General features: G+C 36.9%; 11 protein-coding genes. 2 read left to right on the top strand and 9 right to left on the bottom strand.

Annotated elements, in window-relative coordinates:
• Positions 1-78 precede the first annotated feature (78 nt).
• The 7 genes from fahA to SFA27_RS18275 form a co-directional block, all read right to left on the bottom strand.
• Positions 79-1,326 (bottom strand): fumarylacetoacetase, encoded by a 1,248-nt coding sequence (gene fahA / locus SFA27_RS18305; protein ID WP_407294113.1) that lies wholly within the window; start codon positions 1,324-1,326, stop codon positions 79-81.
• A gap of 52 nt (positions 1,327-1,378) precedes the next feature.
• A complete protein-coding gene (locus SFA27_RS18300) occupies positions 1,379-1,840 on the bottom strand; it encodes a hypothetical protein (protein WP_047373821.1) in 462 nt (153 codons plus the stop codon).
• A 70-nt stretch (positions 1,841-1,910) separates the two neighbouring features.
• Positions 1,911-3,041 carry a 4-hydroxyphenylpyruvate dioxygenase gene (gene hppD / locus SFA27_RS18295; RefSeq protein WP_047373700.1) on the bottom strand — a complete coding sequence of 377 codons (1,131 nt, stop codon included), beginning with the start codon at positions 3,039-3,041 and terminating at the stop codon, positions 1,911-1,913.
• Between the two features lie 234 nt (positions 3,042-3,275).
• Positions 3,276-4,067: a hypothetical protein gene (locus SFA27_RS18290; RefSeq protein WP_264519043.1), complete on the bottom strand. Its 792-nt coding sequence runs from the start codon at positions 4,065-4,067 to the stop codon at positions 3,276-3,278.
• A 139-nt stretch (positions 4,068-4,206) separates the two neighbouring features.
• Positions 4,207-5,481: an acetyl-CoA hydrolase/transferase family protein gene (locus tag SFA27_RS18285; protein ID WP_407294111.1), complete on the bottom strand. Its 1,275-nt coding sequence runs from the start codon at positions 5,479-5,481 to the stop codon at positions 4,207-4,209.
• Between the two features lie 217 nt (positions 5,482-5,698).
• On the bottom strand, positions 5,699-7,210 hold the full coding sequence (locus SFA27_RS18280; protein WP_047373703.1) for a succinate CoA transferase: 1,512 nt from the start codon (positions 7,208-7,210) through the stop codon (positions 5,699-5,701).
• 172 nt (positions 7,211-7,382) lie between these two features.
• Entirely contained in the window at positions 7,383-8,534 is a 1,152-nt protein-coding gene (locus tag SFA27_RS18275) for a homogentisate 1,2-dioxygenase (RefSeq protein WP_047373704.1), read from the bottom strand.
• Positions 8,535-8,657: 123 nt separating this feature from the next.
• On the opposite strand from SFA27_RS18275, the gene SFA27_RS18270 reads away from it, so the two are divergent.
• Together SFA27_RS18270 and SFA27_RS18265 are read left to right on the top strand one after the other, a co-directional pair.
• Positions 8,658-10,727, top strand: coding sequence for a TonB-dependent siderophore receptor (locus SFA27_RS18270; RefSeq protein ID WP_264519041.1), 2,070 nt, complete (start codon positions 8,658-8,660; stop codon positions 10,725-10,727).
• A complete protein-coding gene (locus SFA27_RS18265) occupies positions 10,724-11,185 on the top strand; it encodes a thioredoxin fold domain-containing protein (protein WP_264519040.1) in 462 nt (153 codons plus the stop codon). Before SFA27_RS18270 ends, SFA27_RS18265 begins: the two co-directional genes overlap by 4 nt.
• 190 nt (positions 11,186-11,375) lie before the next feature.
• Here SFA27_RS18265 and SFA27_RS18260 read toward each other — a convergent pair whose 3' ends face one another.
• Entirely contained in the window at positions 11,376-11,846 is a 471-nt protein-coding gene (locus SFA27_RS18260; protein WP_407294107.1) for a cupin domain-containing protein, read from the bottom strand.
• A gap of 3 nt (positions 11,847-11,849) precedes the next feature.
• Positions 11,850-12,839: an NADP-dependent oxidoreductase gene (locus SFA27_RS18255; protein WP_407294104.1), complete on the bottom strand. Its 990-nt coding sequence runs from the start codon at positions 12,837-12,839 to the stop codon at positions 11,850-11,852.
• Positions 12,840-12,852 lie beyond the last annotated feature (13 nt).

Raw genomic sequence — 12,852 nt, 5'->3', positions numbered from 1 at the left:
TTCATTAAACCTTATAGGTTTTTAAAACCTATAAGGTTTAATACTATTATTGTGCAGAGTTAAAACCCAGATAAAAAATTAAAGTGTTGGAATAATTTTACCGGAAACTTCCCCGAAACCTACTCTTACACCATCTTTTTCAGCCCATGCCTTCATGGTCACCGTATCATTATCTTCAATGAATTTTCTTTCTTCACCGTTGATTAATGATAAAGGATTTTGTCCTCTCCATGTCAATTCAAGCATAGAACCGAAAGATTTTGGATCGCTTCCGGAAATGGTTCCGCTGGCATATAAATCTCCCACTTCCACATTACATCCGTTTACCGTGTGGTGCGCAAGCTGCTGAGTCATATTCCAGTACATGTGTTTATAGTTGCTTTCGGAAATCAGGTTCTGGTCTCCGTTTTCAGGCTGGATATAGACTTCAAGGTTGATATCGTAGTTTTGATCACCTTCAAATTTTAAATAATCTAAGACTTCCGGATCCTGCACTGGAGATGCTGTTCTGAATGGCTCTAAAGCTTCAAGTGTAACAACCCATGGAGAAATAGAAGAACCAAAGTTTTTCGCAAGGAATGGCCCTAGCGGAACATACTCCCATGATTGGATATCTCTTGCAGACCAGTCATTGAAAACTACCATTCCGAAGATGGCATCTTCTGCATCTTTTGTAGAAATACTTTCTCCCATCTCCGTATTTTTATTGATAATGAAGGCCATTTCCAATTCAAAATCCAGTTGTTTACATGGCCCGAAAACAGGCTTGTCTGCTTCTGCAGGTTTCATCTGACCTTTCGGGCGGTTGATTTCTGTTCCGGATACAACAATTGAAGATGCTCTTCCGTGGTAACCTACCGGTAAATGTTTCCAGTTTGGTAATAAAGCATTTGCAGGATCACGGAACATTTTTCCTACGTTGGTAGCATGTTCGATACTGCTGTAGAAATCTGTGTAGTTCGGGATGTGAACAGGCATCATCATTTTTACTTTATCCAGGTCGTAGAAGGCTTCTTCGATGGTTTTCTGATCTTTTGATAATGTTGATCCTTCCTGTAATAATGTCTGAATTTTAGTACGAACAGCATTGGTAACAGGTTTACCCAGCTCGATAAATTCGTTGATGGTATAAGCTTCAAAAACATTGTCGTCCAATCCTTCAATATCTTCAAAATAACCAAGATCGTACAAGGTAGCAAGATCAATTACCTGATCACCGATTCTTGTGCAGCATCCGATATATTCTTTGTTAAAAACTGCGACTCCGAAAGGAATATTGTGTATAGAAAAATCCGAGTTTGAGGAATAGTCTACAAATGATTTCATAAGTTTAGATTTTAGTTAGATTAAAATATTGCTGAGTTTTTCCTCAGAATATTTATTTTGCCTTTTTTGAGTAAGATGCTTCATCTATCCATCTGTCTCTGGTATTGACATCGATAAGATAGAGAATATTATCCTGCTGGGTCAACAATAACGTTTTCGTAACAGGCATTGGGATTTTTTTATTTTCAAGCATATCTGCTCTTAAAGAAATAATATTTTTTTTCCTGACGATATCACCGGTGAAAACATTAGAGCTGCTTTCTCCTGTAGCTTTATCATCGAAAACTTCTACATAAGTGGCGTTGTTCCCTTTGATAATAATAAAGTCCCGTTCCGTATGATCAGCTTCATCTTTGATGAAAATAAATTTTTTGTTGTCAATATTTACATTTTCAAGATGCTGATTAATGCCTTTTCTTTGTTCAAGTCGGTTAAGGATTTCATTCAATGAACCATATTGAGCTTTAAGCCCCAGAGTTCCTAAAAGGGAAATCCCAATTAAAAGTTTTCTCATATACTGTGTTTTATAAAAAAGTTTTGCCAGAATATTGTATTCTGACAAAACCTATATTTTTAATGTAAAATTAAAGATTACCTCTTCTTTCCTGCTCTCTTTCTAATGCTTCGAATAAAGCCTTGAAATTTCCGGCACCAAAACTTTGAGCACCGTGTCTTTCAATAATTTCGAAGAATAGAGTAGGACGGTCTTCTACAGGCTTGGTAAAGATCTGTAATAAGTATCCTTCTTCATCATGATCAATAAGTATACCTAAATCCTGAAGTTTTTTAAGATCTTCATCAATATGACCTACTCTTTCAGGAACCATGTCGTAATAAGCTTCTGGTGGGGCAGAAAGAAACTCTACACCACGTTTTTTCAATTCAGTTACGGTATGGATGATGTCTTTCGTAGCAACAGCAATGTGCTGTACGCCTTCACCTTCATAGAAATCAAGATATTCTTCTACCTGAGATTTCTTTTTACCTTCAGCAGGTTCGTTGATAGGGAATTTTGCAAATCCGTTTCCGTTAGACATTACTTTAGACATCAATGCGGAATATTCTGTATTGATCTGCTTGTCATCAAAAGAAAGGATGTTTACAAATCCCATTACTTTTTCATACCATTCTACAGTCGGGATCATTCTGTTCCAGTCAACATTTCCTACGCAGTGGTCTACATATAATAAACCTGCTTCTTCAGGCTTATAGTTGCTTTCCCACTTTTCATATCCAGGCATGAAAGCTCCTTTGTAATTTTTTCTTTCTACAAACATGTGAACGGTCTCTCCATAAGTGTAGATACCGGACATTCTTACCTCACCATGCTCATCAGTTAAAGTTACAGGCTCTAAATATGGCTTACCGCCTCTTTTAGTTGTTTCTTCGAAAGCTGCATAAGCGTCATCTACCCAAAGTGCCAAAATTTTTACTCCGTCACCATGTTTTTTTACGTGTTCGCTGATAAGAGAGTCAGATTTAAGTCCGGTAGTCAATACCAATCTGATTTTTCCTTGTTGAAGCACATAAGATGCACGGTCTCTTACTCCTGTTTCAGGACCCGCATAAGCTACAGACTGAAAACCGAAAGCGGTTTTGTAATAATGGGCAGCCTGTTTTGCATTTCCTACATAAAACTCAATGTAATCTGTACCATTAATTGGTAAGAAATTTTCTGCTTGAGCTATTTTCTCGGCAAATGTAAGTGTTGACATATTTTCTCTTTTACTTTTATTTTATTGGTATGCAAATTACAAAAAACTTAGACATTGCGAAAATATTCCCTTGGATTCATTGAATATATTTAACATAAAGTTGAAGAAGAGTTTACTTAAGTATATTTAAGTTTCTTACGTTTGAAATCGGCTACTTACATTTGTAATACAAAAGACAAGTGAAAAAAATATTTCGAAACATGAAAGCCGTAGAGATTCTCTGCGGCTTTCTTTTTATATTGTTTCGATCTTTCTGTTTAACATTCCGGCATCTGGATTATAATTATCCCATATCTTCCAGGTATTATTTATTTTTCTGATAAAATAAATCTGAGTACTCAGCTGATTGACAAAATGTTCCTCTCCGGTTTCTCCTACTTTGAACAGAAGATTCCAGAATTCCTGAGATTCCAGTATTTTCTTGTCAGGCTCATCTGTAACGATATGAATATCAAAAACTTCATAATTGGATCGGTTGTTTTTAGTAACCAGATGAAAATCTTTGTCGCACAGCTCTTTGCTGAATTGTGATGCTCTTTCCAGGAAAGGAGAATCATCAAATACAAGATCTTTTAAAAGTTCAGTATTGTGAGTGGGAAACAGTTTATAAAACTCAAATGCTGTTGCACAGTAATCGTAAACCATCTGCGTAAGATATGATTGATTATCAATATCTTTATCATCTTGTTTTTTATATCTTACAGCAAGTATATAGTCGTTAAGATCTTTGTATCCTAAGAAAATACAGATTTTATCAAGTGTTTTCAGAAACCTGAGATCACTATGGGTTTTATCCTGATAATCATTTTCAAAAAAACGCTGCAGGGTAACATGTGAAATGGTATTTCCAATTTCAAATTTTTTTCCTCCCTTCAGTTCCTCAGCTCCAGAAAGTTCATCTTTAATAATTTCGGAAAGAATAATATAATGGCTTCTCTTCCATTCACTCACATTCCCCAAAACAGAATTCCTTACTTTGGAATGTTTTACCACTTCTTCTCGTATCGAATTATATATAGTTTTCAATTTCCATGTTTTTGAATGAGTTTTATCAAATATACTGCCAAAATATTAATGTATTTTTATCATTTTATAGTGATGATTTCAAAATTTGTTTTAAGGTTTCAAGTAAAAACACAGTTTTGAAATTTTTATGATTTGATTATCAGTGTTTAAACCTTTCAAAAGCAGCTCTTTCCAACATTTCCCTATCGTCCGGATGGGCAATGCTAATGAGTTCCTGTGCTCTCTGACGAAGGTTTTTCCCATACAAATAAGCAGTTCCATATTCAGTAACTACATAATGAATGTGGCCTCTTGTAGTGACTACGCCCGCACCTTGTTTAAGAAAAGGAACAATTCTGGAAATCCCTTTTTTCGTTCTTGCAGTAATGGCTATGATAGGTTTTCCGTCATCACTTAATGCAGCACCACGCATAAAATCCATCTGTCCCCCAATTCCGCTGTATTGCATTGTTCCGATAGAATCTGCACATACCTGTCCCGTCAGATCTATTTCAATGGCAGAATTGATGGCTACCATTTTTTTGTTTCTCATGATGTTGATCGGAAAGTTTACTTCACTTACATCTCTGAAAGCAAATACGGTATTGTCATCCACATAATCATAGAGTTTTCTGGTTCCGAAACAGAAACTTGTAATGGTTTTATTATCATTATACCCTTTGTATTTATTGTTGATTACATCATCCTGAATCAGGTCAATAACACCATCGCTCAGCATTTCTGTATGAATTCCCAGATCTTTATGGTTGGTAAGGCATTTTAAAACAGCATCCGGAATGGTTCCGATACCCATCTGAAGGGTAGATTTGTCTTCAATAAGCTCAGCCACATTTTTTCCTACAAGCATTTCTTCAGGACCTACTTTTGAACCATAATCTACGGTAGGAAGCTCTTCTTCATGCCAGACCAGTTTATGGATTCTGCTGATGTGGATCATTCCGTCTCCATGGGTTCTTGGCATTCTGGGATTGACGATGGCAACGATGATTTTCGCTGTGTCTACAGCTGCTCTTGCAATATCTACAGAAGTTCCCAAAGTACAAAAACCATGTCTGTCTGGCGGAGAAACGGTGACAATAGCTACATCTAAAGGAAGGATGTTCTTTCTGAATAAAATAGGAATCTCACTTAAGAAAACGGGAACAAAGTCTCCGCGGTCAGAATTCACAGCATCACGAACAGGAGTGGAAACAAATAAAGAGTTGATGAAAAAGCTGTCTTTGTATTCCGGTTTTGCAATTTCCACATTGCCCTGCTGGGTGATGGAAACCATTTCTACATTTTGCAATCGGGCAGACTGTCTTGCTAGTTCGTCAATCAGATAATTCGGGGTACATGCACTGCCATGGAAAAATACTCGGTTTCCACTTTTTATTGTATATATTGCTTCTTCTGCACTGATGTAGTTATTCATATTTTGTCTTTTTTGAAGGGTGTTAAGAGTATTTTTATTGCATAAAATGCTTCTATTCTTTCAAAGATAATCTTTATAATTTTATATCCATATAAATATTTTGAGGATATTGTAAAGACTTTTATCATATAAATAAGCTAGAGACAGTTTAAAAGATAAAGGACCAAATACATTCGCATTCAGTCCTTTTATATCATTTATTATTTTATCGAAAATCTTAATTGGAGGTTTCAACAGCTGTTTTCTGTTTCATGCTTCCTGTTTCGGAGAATCTTAGGTGCCAGCTGAATGCTTCATGCAGTAAATGAGGGGTATGACCTCCTTTTTCGCAAGCTCTGTCAAAGTATGATTGTAATTCTTCCTTATAATCCGGATGAACACAATTATCAATTATTTTTTGTGCTCTTTCTCTTGGTGCCAATCCTCTTAAGTCAGCCAATCCGACATCGGTTACCAGAATGTCTACATCATGTTCTGTATGATCGGTATGAGAAACCATTGGAAGAACGTGAGAAATATTGTTGCCTTTTGATGCTGCCTGAGTTACGAAAATACTTAAATAAGCATTTCTTGCGAAGTCTCCGGAACCTCCGATTCCGTTCATGATTTTTGTTCCTCCGATATGAGTAGAGTTTACGTTTCCGTAGATATCGAACTCAATAGCTGTGTTGATGGCTATTACACCCAATCTTCTGATCAGTCCCGGAGTATTGGAAATATTCTGAGGTCGTAAAACGAACTTTTCTTTATATTTTGAGAGGTTTCCTAAGACTCTTTCATAGCATTCCTGAGAAACAGTAATGGAGGATGCAGATGCAAAGCTTAGCTTACCGGAATCTATCAGGTCAAATGTACTGTCCTGGAGCACTTCGGAAAACATCGTCAGGTCATAAAAATTACTGTCTTTGAATCCTGTAAGAACAGCATTGGCTACTTTACCAATACCTGCCTGAAGAGGAAGTAATCTGTCAGTAAGTCGTCCCAAAAGAACTTCATTTTCAAAGAATGCAAGAAGGTGTTTGGCGATAGCCGTTGTTTTCTCGTCCGGTTCTGCAATATCTGCCGGGCTGTCTTTACGGTTGGTGAAAACAATAGCCTCAATTTTTTCAGGATCTACCGGAATGCTTTTTCTTCCGATCTTATTCCATGGAGCTACAATAGGAATCACATTTCTGTAAGGATAGTCTTCAGCCTGGTATATGTCATGAATTCCGTATACTTCTTCAGGAACTTCCGTATTGATTTCAATAATCACTTTTTTAGCCAAAGCTGCAAATGTCACTGAATTACCTACAGAAGTTGTAGGAACAATACTCCCGTCTCTTTCAATATAGGCTGCTTCGATAATAGCTACATCAATGCTCTGAAGATTTTTAGTGTGAAGAAGTTCGGCACTTTCACTTAAATGCTGGTCGATGAAGAGAATTTCACCATTGTTGATTTTGTTTCTTAAGATAGGATCTACCTGAAATGGCATTCTTTTCTTTAGAACATTGGCTTCTGCAAGCTTTCCGTCTGTACCGTGCCCCAGTGAAGCTCCTGTCATCAAAGTGACTTTCAGGTCTTCTGTTTTTCCTCTTTCTGCAAGTGCAGGCAAAATGGCTTTGCTGTCACCTGCTTTTGTAAAGCCGCTGGACCCGATGGTCATACCGTCTTTAATGATTTTTACAGCGTTTTCCGCTGTGGTTACCTTTTGGTGTAAACTTTCTAATCTGATTCTTTCTAACATGTAATATTGATTTTGTTTTAAACCACCATTACTTAGGATGCGTCATGAAAAATAATGATGGTTAAATATGTTAACCATACCTTACAAATTTACGAAAAAAGACGCTTTAAATAAAGGATTTAAAGCGTCTTTTGTATGTATTCAGTAATACTTTTCTGATAATTTTACTGTTTTATTCCAGCCATGAAGTTTTATAAGAAGGATCTTCTACTTTTAAAGCTTCTTCGGTGATTTTTAAAGGACGGAAAGGGTCTACCATTACAGCATATTCTTCCGTGAATTTTTTTCCGATACTTCTTTCCATAGCGCCTGGGTGAGGTCCGTGTACAATTCCTCCAGGGTGAAGGGTAAAGTCCATCAGATCAATATGATTACGGCTCATGAAATCACCTTCTGTATAGAACAATACCTCATCAGAATCAATGTTGGAGTGATTGTAAGGTGCAGGAATTGCCTGTGGATGATAATCATACATTCTTGCACAGAATGAACAAACAACGAAGTTGTGTCCTTCAAAATTCTGGTGAACCGGCGGTGGTTGGTGAATTCTTCCGGTAATGGGTTCAAAGTTTTTAATATTGAATTTATAAGGATAAAAATATCCGTCCCAGCCTACTACATCAAACGGGTGAGTAGCGTAGATGAAATCTGTAATCTGGTTTTCTTTTTTTACTTTAATAAGGAATTCTCCTTTCTCGTCCACAGGTTCTTTATAAGTAGGAGCAATCATATCTCTCTCACAGAATGGAGAATGTTCCAAAAGCTGTCCGAATTCATTTCTGTATCTCTTCGGAGTATAAATAGGAGAGTGGCTTTCCAACACAAAAAATACAGTATCATCAGACTTCAGCTCTACCTGATAGATGGTTCCTCTCGGGATAATTAGATAATCTCCGGTAACGAATTCAAGATCTCCTACAAAAGTTTTTAATATTCCGGTTCCGTTATGAACGTATAAAAGCTCATCACATTCCGCATTTTTGTAGAAGTAATCCATTGATTTTCTCGGCTTAGCCAATCCCATTTTCAAATCATTGTTCATCAAAAGGATTTTTCGGCTGTCCATGAAATCGTCTTCAGGAGTCACATTCATCCCCTTAAACATTCTTGGAGCGATGTTTTTTTCCACAGCTATTTTTGGCGTGACATCTTTCGGCTCACCGATAGATTTAATCTGTGTAGGGCGGTGGATATGATATAACAGGGAAGAAATACCATGGAAGCCTTCTGTACCGAAGAGCTGTTCATAGTAAAATTTATCTTCCGGAGACTTAAAGATCGTATGTCTTTTTGGTGGGATATTTCCCGCTAGATGATATCTCATTTTACTTTCTTATGTAGTTTCTCAAATTTAATCATTTTTCATGAATTGGCTCAATCTATATTTTTTGGATTAAGTTTTGTATTTGAAAAATAATTGTTAGATTTGTCTAACAATTATAATTTCATGAAGCGAATATTATTTTCTATTACTTTTTTATCAACCTATTGTTTTGCGCAGGAGACAGACAGTTTGAGTTTACAACATACTAAGAGTCAGGATTCTGCAAAAGTTATGAAGAGGGAAATCAAGACGAGTAACATCGAAGATGTAGTAGTTACCGGTACCATAAAACCGATGAGCAGGTCAAAAAGTCCTGTAGCAGTTGAAATCTACAGTCAGAAATTCTTTCAGAAAAATCCGACTCCCAGCATTTTTGAAGCCATTGCTATGGTGAATGGAGTAAAACCTCAGCTGAATTGTTCTGTGTGTAATACAGGAGATATCCATATCAATGGTCTGGAAGGCCCTTATACCATGATTTTGATTGACGGAATGCCCATTGTGAGTTCACTTTCCACAGTATATGGCTTGAGTGGAATCCCAAACAGTCTGGTAGACCGGATAGAGGTGGTAAAAGGCCCTGCATCATCTATTTATGGTTCTGAAGCAATGGGAGGAGTGATAAATATTATTACTAAAAATGCTTTGACCGCTCCTAGGCTAAGTGTAGATATGATGACGAGTACCTGGAGTGAGAATAATCTGGATCTTTCCACCAAGTTCAATGTAGGAAAGAATGCCGCTTCATTATTAAGTTTAAATTATTTTAGTTTTCAGGAAAGAATAGATCAGAATAAAGATAATTTCACCGATGCTACTTTACAGAGCAGGATTTCAGTTTTTAACAAATGGAATTTTCAGAGAAAAGAAAACAGGCAGGCGAGTTTTGCGATGAGATATCTGTATGAAGACCGTTTTGGAGGAGAAATGCAGTGGAACAAATCTTACCGAGGCAGTGATCAGGTATATGGAGAAAGTATTTATACCAATAGAGCAGAGGTTTTCGGATTGTATGAATGGCCTTTGAAGGAACATATCGTGACTCAGTTTTCCTACAATTATCATGACCAGAACTCATTTTACGGATCCAATCCGTTCAATGCCACACAAAAAGTAGCTTTTGTACAGACGTATTGGGACAGAAGCTTCGGAAAGCATGATATTACTGCCGGACTTACTTTTAAAAGGACTTTTTACGATGACAATACACCCGGAACATTAGCCTCAGACGGGATCACCAATGCGCCAATGAAATCTCCGATCTGGGGTGCCTTTATTCAGGATCAGTGGGAAATCAATGATAAAAATACTTTGTTGCTTGGATACCGATATGACTATGATAAAGTACATCATTCTGTACATTCACCGAGGTTAGCCTGGAAGTTTTCACCCAATCCGTATCATACGCTGCGTTTCAATTTTGGAACGGGCTTCAGAGTGGTGAATTTATTTACTGAAGATCATGCTGCATTGACAGGTTCGAGGGAAGTAGTGGTAAAATCTGATCTTAAACCGGAAAGATCAGTGAATGGAAATCTGAATTATATCTGGAAAATCCCAGTAGGAAACCGTCTTGTGAATCTTGATGCTTCTGCATTCTATACTTATTTCAGCAATAAAATCGTAGGGGATTTTGATTCTGATCCTAATAAAATTATTTATGATAATCTTCACGGATACGGAATTTCAAGAGGAGCTTCCTTGAATGTGGATTTTAGTTTTCAGTTTCCTTTGAGTGTCAATCTTGGAGTGACTTATCTGGATGTCTATCAGAAATTTGATAATGAAAATCAAAAAACACAACAGCTGCATGCCCCGAAGTGGAGTGGTACTTATAACCTGACTTATAAATTCGAGAATAACCTGACCATCGATTTTACAGGACAGTTCTACGGACCAATGCGACTTCCTGTTTTAGTGAACGACTACCGCCCTGAATATTCACCCTTTTATTCTCTGGCTAATATTCAGGTGTCCAAGAGTTTCAAATCTGGATTTGAAGTGTACTGCGGAATGAAAAACTTATTCAATTTCAGACCTAAAGATCCTTTAATGAGACCATTTGATCCCTTTGATAAACATGTTGATGATCCTATCAATAATCCTAATCATTATACTTTTGATACAGCATACGGTTATGCACCGATGCAGGGAATCAGAGGTTTCCTGGGAGTAAAATATACTTTAAAATGAAAAAAATAACTTTATTTTTAATGTTAGTGCCCTGTTTTTATCTGTCTCAGATGAAGACAGGCACTTTTTCTGATCTTGAAGTTCAGCAGAAAGAAAATCCAAAACCGGTTGTTATTCACCTTTATACAGATTGGTGTGTGGTCTGTAAGATTGAGTCTTTCCGTATGAGTAAAGATAAAGAGCTGGTTGATATGATCAATGATCATTTCTATTTTGTCAATTTCGAGGCGGAAAAAACGAAGGAGAAAATTCATTTCCAGAATCAGGAGTTTGAATATCTGCAGAACGGAAATTCCGGAATTCATGAGTTGGCGCTGGCTTTGTCAAAGAATAAAAATCAGCCTGTTTATCCTTTGTGGGTGTTCCTGGATAAGCATCAGAATCTGGTGTATTATCAGGAAGGGCAGATGACCCCTGAAAAAATGAAGCAGAAACTGTTGGAAATTTCTGCTTTGTAAATTGGAGGTTTTTGTTGGAAAAACGCAAGGGCGCAAAGTTTTTTTCTTTCTTCTGCTTTAAGTCGCAAAAATTGGTTAATTTTTTGTTTCCCGCAGATCACACAGATTACGCAGATCTTTGTAAAATTTGCTAGATCTACGTGAGTTTTTATCTGTGGTATTTGGGTGATCTGTGGGAAATTTGTTACTATTAAGTGTTTGCATCGATCAACACTGCCAGCTGAATACAAGGTTCATCAGAACGATTGCTCCATGCATGATTAGTTCCTCTTTGAATGACAATATCTCCTGGTTTCAGAAGCGTTTCCCCTTCTTCCATAACGAGGTAAAGCTCACCGGAAAGGATAATGATATAATCCAGTGTGGGCGTTTGGTGCATCATCGGATGAGATTCATTCTTTTTCCATTCTATCCCTAAGTCTTTATCAGGAGGAACGACTACATATCGAAAATAAGTTCCATTTTTAGGAGTTTGTGGAAATCCGGTATTGGGAATTTTGATTTCAAAATCCTGGCTTGCTGGCATTGTCTGAGTATTCCACACATCTGAAATTATTAATCCCGGGAAATGTTCCACAGCATTTTCTACCTGTTGGTCTTCTGTAATAACAGATTTTCCGTCTTTCGTTCCTGTTACGATTCGTCTTGGTATTGTGTTCATAGATTAATGTTTCATGATAAGTTTATGACCTTGGGCCTGATTGTTCTTTAAAATAGAATGCGCCTGCAGAACGGTATCTAAAGAAAGAGTTCCTACTATTTTATGTTGAGGAGGAAGGATCTTTTCATTTTCGATAAGTTTCTTTATTTCAAGCAAACTGTTTTTGTAATATTCATACTTTTTAACCATTCCATAAGTATAATTGGAGATATTCATAATCAGAGTTCCTTTATTGAACAGAGCTTCATGGGCATCTTTAGTGACCAAAGCTGTCACATCCACATATGTTCCGTTAATTTTTAAAACTTCTGCTGTCACTTCCGACATGTAATTTCCAACCAGATCAATTCCATATTCGAAAGGCTGATTGTTATTGGCTTTTACAATATTCTCAATCAGATTTTCTTCTTTATAATTGATGATCTGATGATCTTTTAAACCCAGCTTGAGAAGAATTTGTCTGTTTTCTTCACTCCCAACAGTTGTTGTGATCTTCCGGATATTATGAGCTAATAAAAGTTTAATCAGAAATGAACCCACGCCTCCTGTTGCTCCTGTTACCAAAACTGTATTTTCTGGATTTAGTTTTAGACGATTAAAGATCTGTAAAGAAGTAAGGCCTGCTGAAGGAATAGCAGCGGCCTGTTCAAACGAGATGTTATGAGGTTTAAAAGAAACAATAGCTTCAGGGACAACAATATATTCGGCATAGGTACCGTTGCTTCCCATGGAACCGCTGCCACAATAGACTTCATCACCAATATTAAATTCTGTAACTTCTGAACCTTTATCCACTACAATTCCTGACAATTCTCTTCCTAAGATCGGGGAACTGATCAGTTTTCGTTCAAGCTCATTTTCCAGCATCTGGTAATCTATGGGATTGAAACCGCTTGCTTTAATCTGGATTAAAACTTCATTGCTTTTGGGCTGGGGCTGTTCTGCAAATCCGTCTTCCAGCTTTCCGTTTTTATTTAAAATAACTGCTTTCATACTTTAAAATTTG

The sequence above is a fragment of the Chryseobacterium sp. HR92 genome (assembly GCF_045689405.1).
GTDB classification, from domain to species: Bacteria; Bacteroidota; Bacteroidia; order Flavobacteriales; family Weeksellaceae; genus Chryseobacterium; species Chryseobacterium viscerum_A.
This window is presented reverse-complemented; position numbering and strand designations above follow the sequence as displayed.